Below are 21,689 nucleotides of genomic sequence, written 5' to 3' on the forward strand. Positions count from 1 at the left end.
TCCAGGGTGGGCGCCGATCACCTAGGAGGATCCTCCAAGGGCCAGGGCCACCGAGAGGGCGGGGGTGTGGTCCGCGGCCTCGGCGAACACCTCCCGCGCGATCTGCCACTCGTCCGGCCGCGCCTCGGCGTACGGCTGCCAGTTCCGTACGACGACCAGCAGGCCCCGCTCGACGGCGCCCTCGGGCCACACGGAGTGGTCGCCGAGCGAGTCGGCCAGAGCGTCCCAGTTGCGGCCGAACCAGTCGGGCAGCGCGAGGGCACGGGCGGCGCGGTCCATCAGGCCGGCCTTGTCCGTGACCCCGTCGAGGTCCAGCGTGATCACGAGGTCCGTCATCTCAGCACCGCCCGGAACGAGTTGTAGTGATCGCCGGTGTAGTAGATCTCGCCGCCCTGTCCCGTGACAATGCGCCGGGCCCCGCGATCGTGGGAGCCCGGCGTCCTGACGGTGTACTCGTGGTAGTAGCCGCGCTGGTGCCTCGGCAGCCGCCCCTCGAAGTTCCCGAACACGACGCCGTCCCTGGCGTACGGGAAGGGGCCGCCCCGGTCGATGAGCGCGAGCGTCCTGCGCGCCTCGGCCGGCAGCTGGGACTCCTGGACCGTGCCCATACCGTGGGCCCACGCCGGACTGCTCCCGGCCGCGCGCACGCCCGCACTCGCCCCGGCACCGGAGCCCGGCCCCGAACCGGACGAACATCCGGCGACCAGAACGGCGAGGACGACGGCCACCAGCCCCACGAACAGGCGGGCCGGCGGCAGGGAACGCCTCGGCATGCGGGGGACCCGTCTCGGCTTGTGGGGGACGAACGGCGGCGACATGCCGACGATGCTGTCACGGCGGTCCCGCTGCGAGGGCGGCACGACCCGCCGCGCCGGGCTTGTCTCGGCCCCACCACGCCGGGGCCGAAGGCCGACGACGGGCTGACGGGCTGGCCCTCCCCCGTCCCGGGCCCGGCACGGCCACCACGCCCCCGGCGTCCGTCCCGACCTGTCCCGGCCGGTGCGGCCCGCTCGTGTGCCGGGAGGAGCGTCGGGGTCCGTCAGTGGCCGTCCGGGTCCGCTCGGCCGAGGGTGGGCTTGGGGGTCGGGCCGGCCGTCATCAGGTAGTCCGCGGCGGAGGTGTCCGTGACCAGGCTGGTGACCAGCCCGGACCGCAGCACCGCGTCGATGGCGGACGCCTTGCGCTGACCACCGGCGATCGCCACGACCTCCGGGATACGGCGCAGCTGGTCGGCCTTGACGGTGATGCACCGCTCCCCCAGGTCCCGCCCGATCCGGCGCCCCTCGGCGTCGAAGAGGTGCGCGGCCATCTCGGCGGCGACGCCGAGCGAGGCGTAGTGCGCCCGCTCCTCGTCGCTGAGCATGTCGTGCACGGTCGAGATGCCCGGCTCCCAGGAGCCGATGGAGACACAGGCGACCGTGACCTTGTCGAAGTACTCGAAGGCCCGGGCGATCCCGGTCTGGTTGCGCAGCGCGGCCGCGGTCGCCGCGTCCGGCAGCAGCATCGGCGCGTAGATGGGGTGGGCGTCGCCGCCCGACACCTGGGCGGCGCGGCGCACCGCCTCGACGGAGCCGCGCTCAGAGGTCCCGGCGTCGTACACGCCCGTCAGCTGCACCACCGTGCACGGCGGCAGCCGGTCGAGCGCCGCCGCCATGTGGATCGTGGACCGGCCCCAGGCCAGCCCGAGCACGTCCCCCTCGTTGACGAGCTCGCCGAGCAGGTCTGCGGCCACTTCCCCCAGGTTCTCGGGGTCGGGGGTCTCCTCGGCCTCGGCCGGGGACTCGACCACGACGGCGTGCCTCAGGCCGTAACGGGCGCGGAGCGCGTCGGAGCGCTCGGCGTCCAGTTCGGCCGGGACACGGATCTCGATGCGTACGAGATCCCGTTCGAGAGCAGTCTCCAGAACCCGGGCCACCTTGAAGCGGCTGACGCCGAACTCCTCCGCGATCTGGATCTTGGACTTGCCCTCGAGGTAGAAGCGGCGGGCCATGGCCGCCGCCTGCACCAGCTCAGCGGGTCCCATCCGCATGGCTGACCGGCCCGCCGACATACCCGACACGGCGATCTCCTCACTGCTGTTCACACTCTGGATTCGCCGTTCATCCTTGCAGATTCGGCGCTACGGATCGGCCCTGATAGGGGCCGTTCACTTAACCGTTCATGTAGCTGTGGCTCAGTGGTCGCATGCCCAGGACGCCTTGGCGGTAGCCGTCTCGGCCTGCGCGCGCAGGGCACGGACCGCCTCCGCCGGGTCCTTAGCCCCGTACACCGCCGAGCCTGCCACGAACACGTCCGCTCCCGCGTCCGCGCACCGCTCGATCGTCGAGGCCGAGACACCGCCGTCCACCTGGAGCCACAGCTGCAGGCCGTGCTTGCTGATCAGCTCACGGGTGCGGCGGATCTTCGGCAGCATGATGTCGAGGAACGCCTGGCCGCCGAAGCCGGGCTCGACCGTCATGATCAGCAGCATGTCGAGTTCCGGGAGCAGGTCCTCGTACGGCTCGATCGGAGTCGCCGGCTTCAGGGCCATGGACGCGCGGGCGCCCTTGGCGCGGATCTCCCGGGCGAGCCGCACGGGGGCGGCCGCCGCCTCCACGTGGAAGGTCACGGAGGAGGCGCCCGCCTCGACGTACTGGGGCGCCCAGCGGTCGGGGTCCTCGATCATCAGATGGCAGTCCAGCGGGGTGTCCGTCGCACGTGCCAGGGACTCCACGACCGGCACGCCGAGCGTGAGGTTCGGGACGAAGTGGTTGTCCATGACGTCGACATGGAGCCAGTCGGCGCCTTGGACCGCCTTGGCCTCCTCCGCGAGGCGGGCGAAGTCGGCGGACAGGATGCTGGGGTTGATCTGCACGGCCATGCCCCAAGCCTGCCATGCCGCTGCGCTGGGCTGTAACGGCGGTCCATTGAGGTTGTGTCTTGTCTGCGGGCCGGTGGGGGCTGGGCGCGCAGTTCCCCGCGCCCCTGGGTTGGCTGCCCGCAGCGGTGTTTCAGCTTGTTCTGCGGATCAGGGCCAGGTACATCGCGTCCGTGCCGTGGAGGTGGGGCCACAGCTGGATGTCGGGGCGGTCGCCCAGGTCTGGCACGCCCGGGAGCAGGGGGCGGGCGTCCATCAGTTCCGCTTCCGGGCGCTGCTTGAGCACGTCGGCCACGACGGCGCGGGTCTCCGCCAGGTGGGGGGAGCAGGTCGCGTAGCCGACGATTCCGCCGACGCGCACCGAGTCGAGCGCGGTGCGCAGCAGGGCGCGCTGGAGGGGCGCGAAGTTGTCCAGGTCCTCCGGGCGCCGACGCCAGCGGGCCTCGGGGCGCCGGCGCAGCGCGCCGAGCCCGGTGCACGGCACGTCCATGAGCACGCGGTCGAAGCTGCCGGGCCGCCACGGCGGCCGGGTGCCGTCGGCGGCGATCACCTGGTACGGCCCCGGGTTGCCCGCCAGTGCCTTGGCGACGAGGCCCGCCCGGTGCGGCTGCTTCTCGGAGGCGAGCAGCGTGGCCCCGCGCTCGGCGGCGAGGGCGGCCAGCAGCGCGGCCTTGCCGCCGGGCCCGGCACACCCGTCGAGCCACATGCTGTCGGAGCCCTCCAGGGGCGCGCCCGCGAGCGCGAGGGCGACCAGCTGGCTGCCCTCGTCCTGCACTCCGGCCCGCCCCTCGCGCACGGCCTGCACCGCACCCGGCTCACCACCCTCGGCGAGCCGCACGGCGTACGGCGACCAGCGCCCCGGTACGGCGGCCTCCTCGCCGAGCAGTTCCTCGGCGGTGGCCCGCCCCGGCCGGGCGACCAGGGTCACCTCGGGCCGTTCGTTGTCGGCCTCCAGCAGGTCCTCGATTCCGGCACGCCCGCCGCCGAGGGAGTCCCACAGCGCGGAGACGACCCAGCGAGGATGCGAGTGCACGACGGCGAGGTGGTCCTCCGGGTCCTCGTCGTAGGGTGGCGCGACCTTCTCCAGCCATCCGTCGAGGTCGTCCTGGGCCACCTTGCGCAGCACGGCGTTGACGAACTTGGCGCGCCCGTCGCCGAGCACCACGCGCGCGAGTTCCACGGCGGAGGACACGGCGGCGTGCGTCGGGATCCGGGTCCCGAGCAGCTGGTGCGCGCCGAGGCTGAGCACGTCGAGCACCGGCGGGTCGACCTCGCGGAGCGGCCGGTCGACACAGGCGCTGATCACCGCGTCGTACGTCCCCTGCCGGCGCAGTGTGCCGTAGACGAGCTCGGTGGCGAGGGCGGCGTCCCGCGCGTCGAAGTCGCCCTTCTCGCGCGCCTTGCGCAGCAGCGGGGGCAGCACGAGATTGGCGTACGCGTCCCGCTCGTCGACCGCGCGCAGCGCCTCGAAGGCGAGGATGCGGACGGGGTCCTTCTGCGGACGACGGTAGGGCTTGGCAGGCTTACGCGGCCGCCGGGACTGCTCGCTCACGAAAAAGGTGCTCCGGATGTGAAGAAGGGGTGCGGTGTCCAGCCTACGTCGGCGCACCGCCGCCCCCGCCGCCCGGGGCTCAGTCGCCGAGTGTCTCGCTCTCGGCGATGCGCACGCCGCGCGCCCAGTCCGCCGCCCGCATCGGCTTCTTGCCCTGCGCCTGCACCCAGAGCAGCTCGACGGCGTACGAGCCGGTGCCCACGTGCACGCTGTTCTTGCCGACGGCCATCCGCCCCGGCGCGAGATCGGTGCGTTCGGGCACGGGGGTGACCTGGATCAGCTTGAGCCGCTCGCCGCGGAAGGTGGTCCAGGCGCCGGGCGCCGGGGTGCAGCCGCGCACGACCCGGTCGACGCGCAGCGCGGGCGTGGCCCAGTCGACCCGGGCGTCCTCGACGGTGATCTTCGGCGCGAGGGTGACCCCCTCGGCCGGCTGCGGTACGGCCTTCAGGGTGCCGTCCTCGATCCCGTCCATGGTGGCCGCGAGCAGCCCGGCACCGGCGAAGGCGAGTCGGGTGAGCAGGTCGCCGCTGGTGTCGGTGGGCCGGATCTCCTCGGTCACGGTGCCGTAGACGGGCCCGGAGTCCAGCCCCTCCTCGATGAGGAACGTCGACGCCCCGGTGATCTCGTCGCCGGCCATGATGGCGTGCTGCACGGGAGCGGCTCCGCGCCAGGCGGGCAGCAGCGAGAAGTGCAGGTTGACCCAGCCGTGGGCGGGGATGTCGAGGGCCACGCGGGGCAGCAGGGCGCCGTAGGCGACGACGGGGCAGCAGTCCGGCGCGATCTGCGTCAGCCGCTCCAGGAACTCCGGGTCCCGCGGCCTGACCGGCTTCAGCACCTCGATCCCGGTCTCCTCCGCCCGCTCGGCCACGGGCGACGCGACCAGCCTGCGCCCACGACCGGCCGGCGCGTCGGGCCGCGTGACGACGGCGGCCACCTCGTGCCGCCGGGAGGCGATCAGAGCGTCCAGGGCGGGGACGGCGACCTCGGGGGTACCGGCGAAGACAAGCTTCATGGGCGGGATCGGGCCTCTCGGGCGGGGGTTGGGCGGGCAGCGCACCAGTCTATGACCAAGCAAGGAGCGACACCCCATGCCCGCGGACGGACGCGCGGCGGGGACGAAGAAGGCCAGGCGAACGGGGACGCGGGGCGACCGTCGGAACGGTGCGGGCCGCGCCCCCGGCGGACACGCGCGCGAACGGGAAAGCCACCGGGACAGCGAACCCGCAGCCGAACGACGGACGCCAGGCGGACAGCGGACGCACAGAAGGACGGGGAAGGCGACACACACACGCGGACGCCGACGGCGAGCAACCCCCACAGGTTGTCCAGCCTCTCGGCCGGCTGGAATCGGGGTGGTGCGCGGGCGGGAGAACATACAACCCGAACCACACACGGCGCGCACCCCAACGACCGGCGTACGCATATGCCCGTACGCCCCCACCCCGTGACCAGCGGAGCGCACACGCGTTGGTCAAGAAAGAGTTGACCACATAGGGCCGCCTTCGCGGCCCAATTCCTTTCAACGCCGGTTCGAGAGGCTTGTTCATGGCCGACCACGCAACCCACGACGCCCAGGCCCGGGCCAGCCTGCACTTGCTGGTGCGGGACATCGAGCGAGTCCGCCGGCAGGTGGACGCACTGCGCACGCTCACCGCCCAGCTGGGCAACGTCTACCGCCCGCGCCGCTCCGGCCCGTCCACGGGCTTCGTCGTCTACGGACGCGCCCCCGCCCCGACGGTGCGCCTTGCCCAGGAACTCCGGGACAGTGTCGAAACCCTGGTGACGGCCGCGGTGGACTTCGACCGCTCACTCGGCTTCTCGTGGGACGCGGTGGGCTCGGCTCTCGGAGTCACCAAGCAGGCGGTGCACCGCCGTTACGGCGCCCGCCGTGCCGCGGCACAGGCGGCCGCCGAGGCCGAGCGGACCGGGGAGCCGTCCGCCGCCCGCCCGCTCAATGTGAACACCGGTCTCCCCACGGTCCCGACCGTCCCCGCGGCCCGCTCGATGCCCACACAGCCGACAGCAGGCAGCCCGGCCCTGCGCGACCGCGACGACGCCCGCCCGACGGCCTTCCCGGGCCCACGCAACGGCTGAGCAACGGCCGAGCAGCGACTGCCACCTCCGCCCTGCCCTCCCGGACGGACACCCGGGAGGGCAGCCACCCGCCTGGACAGCCAAACCGGGGCGCCAACACACCCACCGAACAGCCGTCGACGGTGAGCAACCCCCGAGAACACCCGGAACACCACCCTCACCCGATGTCCGGCGGATCGATCCGCACCCGCACCGCCTCCCCGCTCCCCCGCGCCATACGAGCGGCCTGCGCGGTCTTCAGCGCGGCGGCCAGCGCAGCCCCGCTCCCCGGCGGCACCCGGACCAGCGCCCGGTCCCAGTGCTCACCCGTCGGCGGCGCGCCGGGTCTGCGGGGCCGGCCGGGCGGCGACGCAGGCAGCGGCACGGGTCCCAGCACCTCCGCGTCCGACGGCAGCTCGACCGAGGCCAGGAACTCGGCGACGGCCGCGGGCGTCCCGGAGACCGCCGCCATCCGCGACACCGGCGGAAAGCCCAGTTCCGCCCGCTCGGCCAGTTCCCGCACCGCGTGCCCGACGGGGTCCCAGCGCACGAGCGCCTGCACCGGCCGCAGGGTCGGCTCGGCCACCACGACCACCGTGCCCCCCTCGCTCTGCGGCCGCACCAGCGCGCCCGCCGCGATCCACCGGCGCAGGGCGTCCTCGCCGGCCCGCAGGTCAGGTCGTACGAGCATGGCCCAGCCGTCCAGCAGAAGGGCCGCCGCGTAGCCGCCCTCGGCGACCGGTTCGGCCCCCGGTGTGCTCACGACCAGCGCCGGCGTGCCCGGCACCGTGTCCAGCACATGCTCCCGCCCCGAGGTGCGCACCGGGACGGCGGGGAAGGCGCGCCCCAGCTCCTCGGCCGTCCGCCGCGCCCCCACGACCTGGGCCCGCAGCCGGAGGCCCCCGCACTCCGGGCAGTGCCACGCGCTCTCCTCGCGCCCGCACCAGCCGCACCGCAGGACCCCCGCGTCCTGCCCCTGGAGCGGCCCCGAGCAGGGCCGGCACCGGGCGGGCGCCCGGCACCGGTCACAGGCCATGCGGGGCGCGTAGCCGCGCCGCGGCACCTGTACGAGCACCGGCCCGTGCCGCAGCCCGTCGCGGGCCGCCTGCCAGGCGAGCGTCGGCAGCCGGGCGGCGCGGGCGGCCTCGTCGCGGGCGAGGTCGTCGTCCCCGACCGTGCGGACCAGGGGGGCGGACCGTCGCACCTGCTCCCGACCGGCGACCAGCGGCCGGGCCCAGCCGCTCTCGACGAGCTGGGCGGCCTCCACGGTGCAGCTCCAACTCCCCAGCAAGAAGGCGCACTTGTCCAGCGCGGCCCGCAACAACAGCACATCCCGGGCGTGCGGCTGCGGGGCGTGCTGCTCGCTGTGGCTGTCGTCGCCGTCGTCCCAGATGGCGACGAGCCCCAGGTTCTGCACGGGCGCGAACATGGCGGCCCGGGTCCCGACCACGGCCCGCACGGAACCCCGGCGCACCGCCAGCCACTGCGCGTACCGCTTCTCGGGCCCCGCGTCGGCCGTGAGCAGCGCGTGCCGGCCCGTGCCGAGCAGCGCGGTGAGCGCGGCGTCGACCCGCGCGGCGGCCCGCCCGTCCGGTACGACGACGAGGGCGCCGCGGCCGGAGGCGAGCGTGGCGGCGACGGCGCGGGCCAGTTCCTCGCTCCACAGCGGGCCCGGCAGAGCGTTCCAGACGGCCCTGGGCGAGCCGCCGGAGGCCAGGGCATGGAGGAATGCCTCCCCCTGCTCATACCGCCCCCAGGAGGCCTTCTCCGGCGCCTGCGGCGGGGGTGGCGGCGGGGGCGACGGCCGCTGCTCGGCCCGGGCGCTGCGCGGCGGCACGGCCAGCTGGAGCACGTCGGCGAGGCTTCCGGCATACCGGTCGGCCACGGCCCGGGCGAGGGCCAGCAGCTCCTCGCTCAGCACCGGCTCCGGCGACACGACCTGGGCCAGTGCGGCCAGCGGCCCGGAGTAGTCGGACTCGGCCCGCCGCTCGACGAGGAACCCGTCGATGAGCCCGCCGCCCTCCCGGCGCCCGTCCCGCACCCGGCCCCGCCCGGCCCCGAACCGCACCCGCACCCGCACGCCCGGCTGTGCGTCGGCGTCCAGTTCGGCGGGCACGGCGTAGTCGAAGTACCGGTCGAGATGCAGCACGCCTTTGTCGACCAGGACCCGCGCGACGGGCAGCTGCGGGGCGAGCGCGGCCCCCCGCCAGGTCCGCGGCTTGGCCCGCGGCACCTTCGCCTTGCGCACGCTTTCCCGGATGAGCGCGAGCTGCTCCGGCGGCGCCCCTTCGGCCCCGCCGTCCCCGTCTGCCCGGGGCGCCCCGTTCTCGCTGCTCACGCCTGCATTCTTACCAAACGGCACTGACAATCGCCGTCCGCCCGAGATCCGGATCGGCAGCGGTACGGATTCAGCTTCACCGCACGGCCCGGAGGGCGCACTCCACGAAGTAACCGCGACCTACGCACCGGGCGGCGTCGACGGCGTCAGCGTCGACACCGCCCGCCCTGGCCCGCCAGTCAGTTCGGCATGCCGAAGCCCGGCCCCCAGGAAGGGAACCGGGCCTCGGCGAGAAGAGCGGTCGGGCCTTACAGGCCCACGGCGGCGCGCAGGGCGTCCACGCGGTCCGTGCGCTCCCAGGTGAAGTCGGGCAGCTCGCGGCCGAAGTGGCCGTAAGCAGCCGTCTGGGCGTAGATCGGGCGGAGCAGGTCGAGGTCGCGGATGATCGCGGCCGGGCGGAGGTCGAAGACCTGGTCGATCGCCTTCTCGATCTTCTCGGCGTCCACCTTGGCGGTGCCGAAGGTCTCCACGAACAGGCCCACCGGCTCGGCCTTGCCGATCGCGTAGGCGACCTGGACCTCGCAGCGCGAGGCCAGGCCCGCCGCCACGACGTTCTTGGCGACCCAGCGCATCGCGTACGCGGCCGAGCGGTCCACCTTGGACGGGTCCTTGCCGGAGAAGGCACCGCCGCCGTGGCGGGCCATGCCGCCGTAGGTGTCGATGATGATCTTGCGGCCGGTCAGGCCGGCGTCGCCCATCGGGCCGCCGATCTCGAAGCGGCCGGTCGGGTTGACCAGCAGGCGGTAGCCGTCGGTGTCCAGCTTGATGCCCTCCTCCAGGAGCGCCTTCAGCTCCGGCTCCACGACGAACTCGCGGATGTCGGGCGCCAGCAGCGACTCCAGGTCGATGTCGGAGGCGTGCTGCGAGGAGACGACCACCGTGTCCAGACGGACGGCCTTGTCGCCGTCGTACTCGATGGTGACCTGCGTCTTGCCGTCCGGGCGCAGGTAGGGGATCGTGCCGTTCTTGCGCACCTCGGACAGGCGCTTGGACAGGCGGTGCGCCAGGAAGATCGGCAGCGGCATCAGGGTCGGCGTCTCGTCGGACGCGTAACCGAACATCAGGCCCTGGTCACCGGCGCCCTGCCGGTCCAGCTCGTCGTCGTCGCCCTCGACCCGGCTCTCGTACGCCGTGTCCACGCCCTGCGCGATGTCCGGGGACTGCGCGCCGATGGACACCGACACACCGCAGGAGGCGCCGTCGAAGCCCTTCTTGGAGGAGTCGTAGCCGATCTCGAGGATCTTGTTGCGGACCAGGGTCGCGATGTCCGCGTAGGCCTTGGTCGTCACCTCGCCGGCCACGTGCACCAGGCCGGTGGTGATCAGCGTCTCGACGGCGACCCGGGAAGACGGGTCCTCGCGCAGAAGCGCGTCGAGAATGGTGTCGCTGATCTGGTCAGCGATCTTGTCGGGGTGACCCTCGGTCACGGACTCCGAGGTGAACAGGCGACGGGACACAACGCTCCCTGTGGTTGCAGCGGCTGCTGGCTGATCATTTGCGGCGACGCTCGGGGCTGCGCCCGGCGTCGACCGTGAACAGTTTATCGGTCGCACTCGGCCGATGGGTCACCCGTCCCGCCACTCGGGAGCGCTGTGACCTGCGGCACGGGCATTCTGCACAATGCCGGGCGGCCTTGGCCAGGGTCGCCACACCTGATTTCGGTGTGGCGTGAAGCTGCCGTCGAGCGCGCGCGGACGTCAGCTCAGGCGCTGCGCGACGAGGTCCCAGACGATGTCGGCCAGGGCTTCCTTGGGACCGTGCGGCACCGGGGTCTCGCTGCCGTCGGCGCCCAGCACCACGGCTTCGTTCTCCTCGGAGCCGAACGTCTTGCGCTCCCCCACCTCGTTGACCACGAGCAGGTCACAGCCCTTGCGGGCGAGCTTGGTGCGGCCGTTGACGAGGACGTCGTCGGTCTCGGCGGCGAAGCCGACGATCACCTGACCGGGACGGGCGCGCTCGGCCGAGATCTCCGCGAGGATGTCCGGGTTGCGGACCAGGACGATCGGGTCGGGGTCCTGGCCGTCCTTCTTCTTGATCTTGCCGGTGGCGTAGGCCGCGGGGCGGAAATCGGCCACGGCGGCGGCCATGACGACCGCGTCGGCGTCCGCCGCCGCCTTCAGCACGGCTTCGCGCAGCTGCACGGCCGTGCCGACCGGTACGACGTCCACGCCCGCCGGGTCGGGCAGGCCGGTGTTGGCCGCGATCAGCGTGACCCGGGCGCCGCGGGCGGCGGCGGTGCGGGCGAGGGCGTAGCCCTGCTTGCCGGAGGAGCGGTTGCCGAGGAAGCGGACCGGGTCGAGGGGCTCGCGGGTGCCGCCGGCGGAGACGACGACGTGCCGCCCTTCGAGGTCGGGCTCGGTGACGCCGCGGGCCAGCACCCGGCGGCACACCTCGAAGATCTCCACCGGGTCGGGCAGCCGGCCCTTGCCGGTGTCGACGCCGGTGAGCCGGCCTACCGCGGGCTCGATGACGACGGCGCCGCGGCGGCGCAGCGTGGCCACGTTCTCCTGGGTGGCCGGGTGCTCCCACATCTCGGTGTGCATGGCGGGCGCGAAGACCACGGGGCAGCGGGCGGTGAGGAGGGTGTTGGTCAGCAGGTCGTCGGCGAGGCCGTGGGCCGCCTTGGCGAGCGTGTCGGCCGTGGCGGGTGCGACGACCACCAGGTCGGCGTGCTGGCCGATGCGCACGTGCGGGACCTCGTGGACGGCGTCCCAGACCTCCGTCGAGACGGGGTTGCCGGACAGGGCGGACCAGGTGGCGGCGCCGACGAAGTGCAGCGCGGAGGCGGTGGGCACCACGCGGACGTCGTGGCCCGACTCCGTGAACCTTCTCAGCAGCTCACAGGCCTTGTAGGCGGCGATGCCGCCGCTGACGCCCAGAACGACCCTCGGCTTGTCCACCGGGACTCCCATTCGTTGAACCTACGCCTCCATGACACACCACAGGCCCGGCAGTCGCGCCGCCGGGCCTGTCATGCGAAACGAACGGTTACTGCGCCGGGCCCTCGACGGCCTCGGACGTGAGCAGACCCGCGTTGATCTCACGCAGGGCGATCGAGAGCGGCTTCTCGTGGACGTGGGTGTCGACGAGCGGACCGACGTACTCGAGGAGGCCCTCGCCGAGCTGCGAGTAGTACGCGTTGATCTGGCGGGCACGCTTGGCCGCGTAGATCACGAGGCTGTACTTCGAGTCGGTGGCCTCGAGAAGCTCGTCGATCGGCGGGTTGATGATGCCCTCGGGCGCGGTGATGGAAGAGGACACGCTCTACCTTCCGATGGGTGGGAAAAGATCAGTCGTGATCACACACTCGCGATCACACAACATCCATCAAGGCTAGCAGCTCGCGCGCCACGTCCTCGACGGAGGTGTTGACCAAGGTCGTGTCGAACTCCGGCTCGGCCGCCAGCTCGGTCCTGGCCGCCTCCAGGCGGCGCTCGATGACCTCGGGCGGCTCGGTGCCCCGGCCGGTCAGCCTGCGCACCAGCTCCTCCCAGGAGGGCGGAGCCAGGAACACCAGCCGGGCGTCGGACATCGACTCCCGGACCTGCCTGGCACCCTGGAGATCGATCTCCAGCAGAACCGGCTCGCCCTTCTCCAGCCGCTCCAGCACGGCCGCGCGGGGCGTGCCGTAGCGGTTGCCGGCGAACTCGGCCCACTCCAGCAGCTCGCCGTTGGCGATCAGCTTGTCCATCTCGTCGTCGGTGACGAAGAAGTAGTGGACTCCGTGCTTCTCGCCGGGGCGCGGCTTGCGGGTGGTGGCCGACACCGAGAGCCAGACCTCGGGGTGTTCCTTGCGCATATGGGCGACGACCGTGCTCTTGCCGACCCCCGAGGGGCCGGAGAGCACGGTCAGCCGCGGACGTTCGCTCATGCAGCGATTATTCCAGCAATCCCGGAGTGCCCGGGACTCCCGGTCCGGCCGGCCCCGGACTCAGGAGCCGGTGCTGCCGAACTCACGCTCCAGGGAAGCGATCTGGTTGGAACCGAGACCGCGCACCCGGCGGCTCTCGGAGATGCCCAGACGCTCCATGATCTGCTTGGCGCGGACCTTGCCCACGCCGGGCAGCGACTCGAGCAGTGCGGAGACCTTCATCTTGCCGATGACGTCGTTCTCCTGGCCCTGCTTGATGACCTCGTGCAGGGAGGCGCCGGAGTGCTTGAGTCGATTCTTGACCTCGGCCCGCTCCCGGCGAGCCGCGGCGGCCTTTTCGAGCGCGGCTGCGCGCTGTTCGGGGGTAAGGGGCGGAAGAGCCACGCCTACGTCACCTCGGATGTCGAACTGTCGGATACGGACCGGTGAGGAACCTAGTCGCCCCACACCTGGGGAGCTACGAGCAACACGCTTCGCCCGTTCTCCCCCACTACCTAATGGGTGTGGGGGTGTCCCCACAGCTCGGAGACTAGCGGTCAAGTCCGCCAGAGTCAGCGAGAACAGCGGAAAAGTCCTGGTCAGCCTCCGCCAGGACGGACATTTCAGACATAATGCCCCCGATTTGAGGATGTATTCACACTCAAATCGCCGCTCCGCCGCTCCACGAAGCCCCCCAGGAGGTCTCAGGCACCCGCGACGGCGGCCTGGATCTCCTCCGCGAAGCGCCCGGCGGACGCGCGCAGGGCCCCCACGTCGGGCCCGTGCCGCAGCACGCCCCGGCTGACGTTCGGCACGACGTTGCGCACCGCCTGCCCGAACACCGCGGGAAGGTCGGCCGCGGTCGCCCCCTGAGCGCCGACGCCGGGCGCGAGGAGCGGACCGTTGATGGCGAGGTCGTACGACGACAGGTCGCCGACCGTGGCGCCGACCACGGCGCCGAAGGAGCCCAGCGGCTCCTCCCCCGCGTTCTCGGCGGCCAGGTGGGCCAGCATGGTCGCGCCCACGGTGCGGCCGTCGGCGCGGACCGCGTGCTGGACCTCGGGACCCTCCGGGTTGGAGGTCAGCGCCAGCACGAACAGGCCGGCGCCGCTCTCCCGGGCCAGCGCGACGGCCGGGCTGAGCGAGCCGTAGCCGAGGTAGGGCGAGACGGTCAGGGCGTCGGAGAACAGCGGGGCGTCCTTGTGGAGGTAGGCCTCGGCGTACCCGGCCATGGTAGAGCCGATGTCGCCGCGCTTGGCGTCCATCACGACGAGGGTGCCGGCCGCGCGGGCCTCTTGGACGACCTTCTCCAGGACGGCCACGCCACGCGAGCCGAAGCGCTCGAAGAAGGCGCTCTGCGGCTTCATCACGGCGACCCGGTCGGCCACCGCCTCGACGACCGTGCGGCTGAACCGCTCCAGACCGGCCACGTCGTCGTTCAGGCCCCACTCGGCGAGCAGGGAGGCGTGCGGGTCGATGCCCACGCACAGCGGGCCGCGCTCGTCCATGGCGCGGCGCAGCCGGGCGCCGAAGGGCTCGTACGAAGTCATGCGGGCTTCCTCACGTCGGCGCCGACCGCGTCGGCGAGGGTGGCGTACGGGCTGGTGCGCAGACGGGCGGCGAGGCCCTTGTGGATCGCGCGGGACCACAAGGGGCCCTCGTAGATGAAGGCGCTGTAGCCCTGGACCAGGGTGGCGCCGGCCAGGATGCGCTGCCAGGCGTCCTCGGCGGTCTCGATACCGCCCACGCCCACGAGGGTGATCCGGTCGCCCACGCGGGCGTACAGGCGGCGCAGGACCTCCAGGGAGCGCGCCTTGAGCGGGGCGCCGGACAGGCCGCCGGTCTCGCTCACCAGCGAGGGTTGGGCTTTCAGACCCAGTCCCTCGCGCGCGATGGTGGTGTTGGTCGCGATGATGCCGTCCAGGCCCAGCTCCACGCCCAAATCGGCCACGGCGTCGATGTCCTCGTCGGCGAGGTCCGGGGCGATCTTCACCAGCAGCGGGACACGCCGGTTCGCGACCGTGCGGTCGGCGGCCTCGCGGACGGCGGTGAGCAGCGGGCGCAGCGCCTCGGTGGCCTGCAGGTTGCGCAGTCCGGGCGTGTTCGGCGAGGAGACGTTGACGACCAGGTAGTCCGCGTACGGCGCGAGCCGCTCGGCCGACTTCACGTAGTCGCCCACGGCCTCCGCCTCCGGGACGACCTTGGTCTTGCCGATGTTGACACCGACGACCGTCCTGAAGACCGGCTCCCGGGTGGCGAGACGGGCGGCGACGGCGAGCGAGCCGTCGTTGTTGAAGCCCATGCGGTTGATCAGCGCGCGGTCCGCGACGAGGCGGAACAGCCGCTTCTTGGGGTTGCCGGGCTGCGCCTCGCCGGTGACCGTGCCGACCTCGATGTGGTCGAAGCCCAGCATGGACATGCCGTCGATCGCGACGGCGTTCTTGTCGAAGCCGGCGGCGAGCCCGAAGGGGCCGTGCATGCGCAACCCGAAGGCCTCCGTGCGCAGCTCCTTGTAGCGCGGCGCGAGGGCGGCGGCGACGAAGGTGCGCAGCACCGGGATGCGGACGGCGAGGCGGATCCAGCGGAAGGCCAGGTGGTGGGCCTTCTCGGCGTCCATCCGTTGGAAAACCAGACGGAAGAAAAGCTTGTACATGTCCTGTGTCCTCTTGAAGCTTCAGGGAGCCTCATGAAGAGGGGGACACCGTTTCCGGTGTCCCCCTCAAGGGCTGCTAGTCGCGGGCCGCGGTCAGGTGTTCCGCGTGTTCCTGGAGCGAGCGGACGCCCACGTCACCGTGGTTGAGGGCGTCGATGCCCTGGACCGCCGCGGCGAGCGCCTGGACCGTGGTCAGGCACGGCACGGAGCGGGCCACCGCGGCCGTACGGATGTCGTAGCCGTCGAGGCGGCCGCCGGTGCCGTACGGGGTGTTGACGATGAGGTCGACCTCGCCGTCGTGGATCAGCTGGACGATCGTCCTCTCGCCGTTCGGGCCGGTGCCCTCGGACTGCTTGCGCACGACCGTGGCGTTGATGCCGTTGCGCTTGAGCACCTCGGCGGTGCCGGAGGTGGCGAGCAGCTCGAAGCCGTGTGCGACCAGTTCGCGCGCCGGGAAGATCATCGAGCGCTTGTCGCGGTTGGCGACCGAGATGAACGCGCGGCCCTTGGTGGGCAGCGGGCCGTAGGCACCCGCCTGCGACTTGGCGTACGCCGTGCCGAAGACGGAGTCGATGCCCATGACCTCGCCGGTGGAGCGCATCTCCGGGCCGAGGACGGTGTCGACGCCGCGGCCGTGGATGTCGCGGAAGCGCGACCACGGCATGACCGCCTCCTTGACCGAGATCGGCGCGTCCAGCGGCAGCTCGCCGCCGTCGCCCGTCTTCGGCAGCAGGCCCTCGGCGCGCAGTTCGGCGACGGTCGCGCCCAGCGAGATCCGGGCGGCGGCCTTCGCGAGCGGCACCGCGGTCGCCTTGGAGGTGAAGGGGACCGTGCGGGAGGCGCGCGGGTTGGCCTCCAGGACGTAGAGGATGTCCCCGGCCATCGCGAACTGGATGTTGATCAGACCGCGCACGCCGACACCGCGCGCGATGGCCTCGGTGGAGGCGCGCAGCCGCTTGATGTCGAAGCCGCCGAGAGTGATTGGGGGCAGGGCGCACGCAGAGTCGCCGGAGTGGATGCCGGCCTCCTCGATGTGCTCCATCACGCCGCCGAGGTAGAGCTCCTCGCCGTCGTAGAGGGCGTCGACGTCGATCTCGATCGCGTCGTCCAGGAACCGGTCGACGAGCACCGGCCGGGAGGGGCTGATCTCGGTCGACTCGGCGATGTAGGCGGCGAGGCGGGTCTCGTCGTAGACGATCTCCATGCCGCGTCCGCCGAGCACGTACGACGGCCGGACCAGGACCGGGTAGCCGATCTCGTCGGCGATGGCCTTGGCCTCGCCGAAGGTGGTGGCCGTGCCGTGCTTCGGGGCGGGCAGGCCCGCCTCGGCGAGGACGCGCCCGAAGGCGCCGCGGTCCTCGGCCGCGTGGATGGCCTCGGGCGAGGTGCCGACGATCGGCACGCCGTTGTCCTTCAGGGCCTGCGACAGGCCGAGCGGGGTCTGGCCGCCCAGCTGCACGATCACGCCCGCGACCGGCCCGGCCTGCTGCTCGGCGTGGACGATCTCCAGCACGTCCTCCAGCGTCAGCGGCTCGAAGTACAGCCGGTCGGAGGTGTCGTAGTCGGTGGAGACGGTCTCCGGGTTGCAGTTGACCATCACGGTCTCGTAGCCCGCGTCGCTCAGCGCGAAGGAGGCGTGGACACAGGAGTAGTCGAACTCGATGCCCTGGCCGATGCGGTTGGGGCCGGAGCCGAGGATGATGACGGCCGGCTTCTCGCGGGTCGCGACCTCGTTCTCCTCGTCGTAGGAGGAGTAGAAGTACGGCGTCTTCGCGGCGAACTCGGCGGCGCAGGTGTCGACCGTCTTGTAGACCGGGCGGATGCCGAGCGCGTGCCGGACCTCGCGGACGACGTCCTCGCGCAGGCCGCGGATCTCACCGATCTGCTGGTCGGAGAAGCCGTGCCGCTTCGCCTCCGCGAGCAGCTCGGCGGTCAGCTCGGACGCTTCGGCCAGCTCGTCCGCGATCTCCTTGATCAGGAAGAGCTGGTCCACGAACCACGGGTCGATCTTGGTGTACTCGAAGATCTCCTCGGGCGTGGCGCCCGCGCGGATGGCCTGCATGACGGTGTTGATCCGGCCGTCGGTGGGCCGTACGGCCTCGCGCAGCAGCGCTTCCTTGTCCCCGGGCACGCCGGTGAACGTGAACTGGCTGCCCTTCTTCTCCAGCGAGCGCAGCGCCTTCTGGAAGGCCTCGGGGAAGTTGCGGCCGATGGCCATGGCCTCGCCGACCGACTTCATGGTGGTGGTCAGCGTGGAGTCGGCCTGCGGGAACTTCTCGAAGGCGAAACGCGGGGCCTTGACGACCACGTAGTCGAGCGTGGGCTCGAAGGAGGCCGGGGTCTCCCGCGTGATGTCGTTCGGGATCTCGTCCAGCGTGTAGCCGACGGCCAGCTTGGCGGCGATCTTGGCGATCGGGAAGCCGGTCGCCTTGGAGGCGAGCGCCGAGGAACGCGACACGCGCGGGTTCATCTCGATGACGATCACACGACCGTCCTCGGGGTTCACCGCGAACTGGATGTTGCAGCCGCCGGTGTCGACGCCGACCTCGCGGATGACGGCGATGCCGATGTCGCGCAGGATCTGGTACTCGCGGTCGGTCAGCGTCATCGCGGGCGCGACGGTGATCGAGTCGCCGGTGTGCACGCCCATGGGGTCGAAGTTCTCGATGGAGCAGACGACCACGACGTTGTCGTGCTTGTCGCGCATCAGCTCCAGCTCGTACTCCTTCCAGCCGAGGATGGACTCCTCCAGGAGCACCTCGGTGGTCGGGGAGAGCGTGAGGCCCTGGCCCGCGATGCGGCGCAGCTCCTCCTCGTCGTGCGCGAAGCCGGAGCCGGCGCCGCCCATGGTGAAGGACGGGCGGACGACGACCGGGTAGCCGCCGAGGGTCTCGACGCCCTTGAGCACGTCGTCCATGGAGTGGCAGATCACCGAGCGGGCGGACTCGCCGTGCCCGATCCTGGCCTTGACGGCCTCCACGACGGCCTTGAACTGGTCGCGGTCCTCTCCCTTGTGGATCGCCTCGGGCTTGGCGCCGATCAGCTCCACGCCGTACTTGGCCAGGACGCCGTTCTCGTGCAGCGAGATGGCGGTGTTCAGGGCCGTCTGGCCGCCCAGGGTGGGCAGCAGCGCGTCGGGGCGCTCCTTGGCGATGATCTTCTCGACGAACTCCGGGGTGATCGGCTCGACGTAGGTGGCGTCGGCGATCTCCGGGTCGGTCATGATCGTCGCCGGGTTGGAGTTGACGAGGACGACGCGCAGGCCCTCGGCCTTGAGCACGCGGCACGCCTGCGTGCCGGAGTAGTCGAACTCGGCGGCCTGGCCGATGACGATCGGGCCGGAGCCGATGACCAGGACGGACTGGATATCGGTGCGCTTAGGCACGCTGGCCCTCCATCAGGGAGACGAAGCGGTCGAACAGGTAGGCGGCGTCGTGCGGCCCCGCTGCCGCTTCGGGGTGGTACTGGACGGAGAAGGCCGGCTGGTCGAGCAGCTGCAGCCCCTCCACGACGTCGTCGTTCAGGCAGACGTGCGAGACCTCGGCGCGGCCGAACTTCGTCTCGCTGACCTGGTCGAGCGGCGCGTCCACGGCGAAGCCGTGGTTGTGCGCGGTGACCTCGACCTTGCCGGTCGTACGGTCCTGGACCGGCTGGTTGATGCCCCGGTGGCCGTACTTCAGCTTGTAGGTGCCGAAGCCGAGGGCGCGGCCGAGGATCTGGTTGCCGAAGCAGATGCCGAACAGGGGCGTCTTCCGCTCCAGGACGGCGCTCATCAGCGCGACCGGGCCGTCGGCGGTCGCCGGGTCGCCGGGGCCGTTGGAGAAGAACACACCGTCCGGCTTGACGGCGTAGACCTCGTCGGCCGTGGCGGTCGCGGGCAGGACGTGCACCTCGATGCCGCGCTCGGCCATCCGGTGCGGGGTCATGCCCTTGATGCCGAGGTCGATCGCGGCGACGGTGAACCTCTTCTCGCCGATCGCCGGGACGACGTACGCCTCCTGGGTCGCGACCTCCTCGTAGAGGCTCGCGCCCTTCATGTGCGGCTGGGCCAGCACGCGCGCGAGGAGCTCGGACTCGGCGGTGATCGCCTCGCCGGAGAAGATGCCGGCGCGCATCGAGCCGCGCTCGCGCAGATGGCGGGTCAGCGCGCGGGTGTCGATGCCGGAGATCCCGACCACGCCCTGCCGCTCCAGCTCGTCGTCCAGGGAGCGCTTGGCGCGCCAGTTGGACGGCACGCGCGCGGGGTCGCGCACGACATAGCCGGAGACCCAGATGCGGCTCGACTCGTCGTCCTCGTCGTTCCAGCCCGTGTTGCCGATCTGCGGCGCGGTCGCGACGACGATCTGCCGGTCGTACGACGGGTCGGTCAGCGTCTCCTGGTAGCCGGTCATACCGGTGGAGAACACGGCCTCGCCGAAGGTCTCCCCCACGGCCCCGTAGGCACGGCCGCGGAAGATGCGCCCGTCCTCCAGGACGAGTACGGCGGGAACCCTGGCGGCTCCCCTTGTGGAGGTCGTCATCGTGCGCCTTCCGTGTTGTCGATCAGGTGGTTCAGGGTGTCGACCCATTCGGTGTGTTCGGCCGCGTGGTCCGAGCGGAAGCCGGAGTCGATCAGTTTGTCGCCGAGCTCCCAGGTCACCACCAGCAGGCCGCCCTCGGTGAGGACCTTGCCGGCGATGCCCTTGTCGAGCCGGGCCCCGCGCAGCGCGGCGGTGGGGATGAAGAAGTCGCTCGCTCCGGGACGCTCGACCTCCAGCCCCTGGTCGGTCAGGGTGAGCTCGGCCCGGCTTCGGGTGCCCAGGCCGTGGGCCACGATCCGGTCCAGCCACTGTCCTGCGGTGGTCGAGCCGTGGTAGCGACCGCTCAGTTCAAGTCTGGCCGGGCCGGTCTCCTCCGGCGCGCTGGGCGGCGCGGGCAGGTCGCTCTGCAGGGTGCCGCGCCACTTCCAGCCCTCGCGCATCAGCCAGTAGACGAGCGCGATGAAGAGCAGGAGTCCGACGAGCCAGCCGATGCGGGCCGGCCAGTCGGTGACCTCGGCCGACCTCTTGGCCTCGGCCAGCAGGATTACAGGTGTCACGTGAGCTTCCCGTCGACGAGCGTGGCCTTGCCCCGCAGCCACGTGTGCGTCACGCGGCCCGGCAGCTCACGCCCCTCGTAGGGGGTGTTGCGGCTGCGCGAGGCGAAGCCCGCGGGGTCCACCTGGCCACGGTATTCCGTGTCGACGAGGGTGAGGTTGGCGGGCTCACCAGCCGAGACGGGACGGCCGTGTCCGGTGGCCTGTCCGATCTGCGCGGGCTTGACGGACATCCGGTCGGCGACGCCGGCCCAGTCCAGCAGGCCCGTGTCGACCATGGTCTCCTGGACCACTGACAACGCGGTCTCCAGGCCCACCATCCCCATGGCGGCCGCGGCCCACTCGCAGTCCTTGTCCTCGTGCGGGTGGGGGGCGTGGTCGGTGGCGACGATGTCGATCGTGCCGTCCGCCAGGGCCTCGCGCAGCGCGTGCACGTCCCGCTCGGTGCGCAGCGGCGGGTTGACCTTGTAGACCGGGTTGTACGTCCGCACCAGCTCGTCGGTGAGGAGCAGGTGGTGCGGGGTGACCTCGGCGGTGACCTGGATGCCGCGGGACTTGGCCCAGCGGACGATCTCGACGCTGCCGGCGGTCGACAGGTGGCAGATGTGGACGCGGGAGCCGACGTGCTCGGCGAGCAGCACGTCCCGCGCGATGATCGACTCCTCGGCGACGGCCGGCCAGCCGCCCAGGCCCAGCTCGGCGGAGACGACGCCCTCGTTCATCTGGGCGCCCTCGGTCAGCCGCGGTTCCTGCGCGTGCTGGGCGACGACACCGCCGAAGGCCTTCACGTACTCCAGCGCGCGGCGCATGATCACGGCGTCGTCCACGCACTTGCCGTCGTCGGAGAAGACGGTGACCCCGGCGGCCGACTCGTGCATGGCGCCCAGCTCGGCGAGCTTCCTGCCCTCCAGGCCCACGGTGACGGCACCGATGGGCTGCACGTCGCAGTAGCCGTGTTCCCGGCCGAGCCGCCAGACCTGCTCGACGACGCCGGCGGTGTCGGCGACAGGGAAGGTGTTGGCCATGGCGAAGACCGTCGTGTAGCCGCCGGACGCGGCGGCGCGGGTGCCGGTGAGGACCGTCTCGGAGTCCTCGCGGCCCGGCTCGCGCAGGTGGGTGTGCAGGTCGACCAGGCCCGGCAGCAGCACCTTGCCGGCCGCCTCGACCACCTCCGCGCCCTCGGCGCTGAGACCGGTGCCCACCTCGGCGATCGTCTCGCCGTCGATCAGCACGTCCTGCGGCTCGCCGCCGAGCACCTTCGCACCACGGATCAGGATCTTGCTCATGGGGTC

The 21,689-nt window shown here is 72.1% G+C and carries 19 protein-coding genes; 1 reads left to right on the plus strand and 18 read right to left on the minus strand.

The features are described 5' to 3' along the window. Positions 1-21: 21 nt before the first annotated feature. From ACFYOH_RS16270 to fmt, 6 genes are all read right to left on the minus strand, one after another. The gene (locus tag ACFYOH_RS16270) at positions 22-336 is read right to left on the minus strand and encodes a barstar family protein (protein WP_388626118.1); all 315 of its coding nucleotides are present in this window, start codon (positions 334-336) and stop codon (positions 22-24) included. Beyond that, entirely contained in the window at positions 333-773 is a 441-nt protein-coding gene (locus tag ACFYOH_RS16275) for a ribonuclease domain-containing protein (protein ID WP_388626119.1), read from the minus strand. The genes ACFYOH_RS16270 and ACFYOH_RS16275 overlap by 4 nt, the downstream gene beginning before the upstream one ends. A gap of 266 nt (positions 774-1,039) precedes the next feature. After that, positions 1,040-2,083 (minus strand): sugar-binding transcriptional regulator, encoded by a 1,044-nt coding sequence (locus ACFYOH_RS16280; RefSeq protein ID WP_055704927.1) that lies wholly within the window; start codon positions 2,081-2,083, stop codon positions 1,040-1,042. A gap of 90 nt (positions 2,084-2,173) precedes the next feature. Beyond that, on the minus strand, positions 2,174-2,860 hold the full coding sequence (rpe, locus tag ACFYOH_RS16285; protein ID WP_388626121.1) for a ribulose-phosphate 3-epimerase: 687 nt from the start codon (positions 2,858-2,860) through the stop codon (positions 2,174-2,176). A gap of 130 nt (positions 2,861-2,990) precedes the next feature. Beyond that, positions 2,991-4,409 (minus strand): RsmB/NOP family class I SAM-dependent RNA methyltransferase, encoded by a 1,419-nt coding sequence (locus ACFYOH_RS16290; protein WP_388626123.1) that lies wholly within the window; start codon positions 4,407-4,409, stop codon positions 2,991-2,993. Between the two features lie 79 nt (positions 4,410-4,488). After that, entirely contained in the window at positions 4,489-5,421 is a 933-nt protein-coding gene (gene fmt, locus ACFYOH_RS16295; RefSeq protein ID WP_388626125.1) for a methionyl-tRNA formyltransferase, read from the minus strand. Positions 5,422-5,954: 533 nt separating this feature from the next. On the opposite strand from fmt, the gene ACFYOH_RS16300 reads away from it, so the two are divergent. Beyond that, the gene (locus ACFYOH_RS16300) at positions 5,955-6,503 is read left to right on the plus strand and encodes a hypothetical protein (RefSeq protein WP_388626127.1); all 549 of its coding nucleotides are present in this window, start codon (positions 5,955-5,957) and stop codon (positions 6,501-6,503) included. A 157-nt stretch (positions 6,504-6,660) separates the two neighbouring features. On the opposite strand, the gene ACFYOH_RS16305 is transcribed toward ACFYOH_RS16300, so the two are convergent. The 12 genes from ACFYOH_RS16305 to ACFYOH_RS16360 all read right to left on the minus strand — a co-directional run bounded on the left by ACFYOH_RS16305 (position 6,661) and on the right by ACFYOH_RS16360 (position 21,683). Then, on the minus strand, positions 6,661-8,820 hold the full coding sequence (locus ACFYOH_RS16305; protein ID WP_388626129.1) for a primosomal protein N': 2,160 nt from the start codon (positions 8,818-8,820) through the stop codon (positions 6,661-6,663). A gap of 248 nt (positions 8,821-9,068) precedes the next feature. Beyond that, positions 9,069-10,277: a methionine adenosyltransferase gene (metK, locus tag ACFYOH_RS16310; RefSeq protein WP_388626131.1), complete on the minus strand. Its 1,209-nt coding sequence runs from the start codon at positions 10,275-10,277 to the stop codon at positions 9,069-9,071. A gap of 240 nt (positions 10,278-10,517) precedes the next feature. Then, positions 10,518-11,720: a bifunctional phosphopantothenoylcysteine decarboxylase/phosphopantothenate--cysteine ligase CoaBC gene (gene coaBC, locus ACFYOH_RS16315; protein ID WP_388626133.1), complete on the minus strand. Its 1,203-nt coding sequence runs from the start codon at positions 11,718-11,720 to the stop codon at positions 10,518-10,520. 88 nt (positions 11,721-11,808) lie between these two features. Beyond that, positions 11,809-12,081, minus strand: coding sequence for a DNA-directed RNA polymerase subunit omega (rpoZ, locus tag ACFYOH_RS16320; protein WP_003982715.1), 273 nt, complete (start codon positions 12,079-12,081; stop codon positions 11,809-11,811). Between the two features lie 52 nt (positions 12,082-12,133). After that, a complete protein-coding gene (gene gmk / locus ACFYOH_RS16325) occupies positions 12,134-12,691 on the minus strand; it encodes a guanylate kinase (protein ID WP_388626135.1) in 558 nt (185 codons plus the stop codon). Positions 12,692-12,751: 60 nt separating this feature from the next. Continuing rightward, positions 12,752-13,075 carry an integration host factor gene (locus ACFYOH_RS16330; protein ID WP_003977346.1) on the minus strand — a complete coding sequence of 108 codons (324 nt, stop codon included), beginning with the start codon at positions 13,073-13,075 and terminating at the stop codon, positions 12,752-12,754. A 299-nt stretch (positions 13,076-13,374) separates the two neighbouring features. Beyond that, positions 13,375-14,220: an orotidine-5'-phosphate decarboxylase gene (gene pyrF / locus ACFYOH_RS16335; RefSeq protein ID WP_388626137.1), complete on the minus strand. Its 846-nt coding sequence runs from the start codon at positions 14,218-14,220 to the stop codon at positions 13,375-13,377. Continuing rightward, positions 14,217-15,323, minus strand: a complete 1,107-nt coding sequence (locus tag ACFYOH_RS16340) for a quinone-dependent dihydroorotate dehydrogenase (protein WP_388626139.1) — start codon at positions 15,321-15,323, stop codon at positions 14,217-14,219. Before ACFYOH_RS16340 ends, pyrF begins: the two co-directional genes overlap by 4 nt. A 76-nt stretch (positions 15,324-15,399) precedes the next feature. Further along, positions 15,400-18,708 (minus strand): carbamoyl-phosphate synthase large subunit, encoded by a 3,309-nt coding sequence (gene carB, locus ACFYOH_RS16345; RefSeq protein ID WP_388626140.1) that lies wholly within the window; start codon positions 18,706-18,708, stop codon positions 15,400-15,402. Next, complete coding sequence (gene carA / locus ACFYOH_RS16350) at positions 18,701-19,843, minus strand: glutamine-hydrolyzing carbamoyl-phosphate synthase small subunit (RefSeq protein WP_388626142.1); 1,143 nt, start codon at positions 19,841-19,843, stop codon at positions 18,701-18,703. The genes carB and carA overlap by 8 nt, the downstream gene beginning before the upstream one ends. After that, positions 19,840-20,400, minus strand: a complete 561-nt coding sequence (locus ACFYOH_RS16355) for a hypothetical protein (RefSeq protein ID WP_388626144.1) — start codon at positions 20,398-20,400, stop codon at positions 19,840-19,842. The genes carA and ACFYOH_RS16355 overlap by 4 nt, the downstream gene beginning before the upstream one ends. After that, positions 20,397-21,683: a dihydroorotase gene (locus tag ACFYOH_RS16360; RefSeq protein WP_388626145.1), complete on the minus strand. Its 1,287-nt coding sequence runs from the start codon at positions 21,681-21,683 to the stop codon at positions 20,397-20,399. The genes ACFYOH_RS16355 and ACFYOH_RS16360 overlap by 4 nt, the downstream gene beginning before the upstream one ends. Positions 21,684-21,689 lie beyond the last annotated feature (6 nt).

The organism is Streptomyces sp. NPDC007856 (genome assembly GCF_042868225.1).
Lineage (GTDB): Bacteria > Actinomycetota > Actinomycetes > Streptomycetales > Streptomycetaceae > Streptomyces.

Coding starts and splice junctions, on each gene's coding strand:
- ACFYOH_RS16270 (WP_388626118.1), bottom strand. CDS start 336: ATGACGGACCTCGTGATCACGCTGGACCTCGACGGGGTCACGGACAAG.
- ACFYOH_RS16275 (WP_388626119.1), bottom strand. CDS start 773: ATGCCGAGGCGTTCCCTGCCGCCGGCCCGCCTGTTCGTGGGGCTGGTG.
- rpe (WP_388626121.1), bottom strand. CDS start 2,860: ATGGCCGTGCAGATCAACCCCAGCATCCTGTCCGCCGACTTCGCCCGC.
- fmt (WP_388626125.1), bottom strand. CDS start 5,421: ATGAAGCTTGTCTTCGCCGGTACCCCCGAGGTCGCCGTCCCCGCCCTG.
- ACFYOH_RS16300 (WP_388626127.1), top strand. CDS start 5,955: ATGGCCGACCACGCAACCCACGACGCCCAGGCCCGGGCCAGCCTGCAC.
- gmk (WP_388626135.1), bottom strand. CDS start 12,691: ATGAGCGAACGTCCGCGGCTGACCGTGCTCTCCGGCCCCTCGGGGGTC.
- pyrF (WP_388626137.1), bottom strand. CDS start 14,220: ATGACTTCGTACGAGCCCTTCGGCGCCCGGCTGCGCCGCGCCATGGAC.
- ACFYOH_RS16340 (WP_388626139.1), bottom strand. CDS start 15,323: ATGTACAAGCTTTTCTTCCGTCTGGTTTTCCAACGGATGGACGCCGAG.
- carA (WP_388626142.1), bottom strand. CDS start 19,843: ATGACGACCTCCACAAGGGGAGCCGCCAGGGTTCCCGCCGTACTCGTC.
- ACFYOH_RS16360 (WP_388626145.1), bottom strand. CDS start 21,683: ATGAGCAAGATCCTGATCCGTGGTGCGAAGGTGCTCGGCGGCGAGCCG.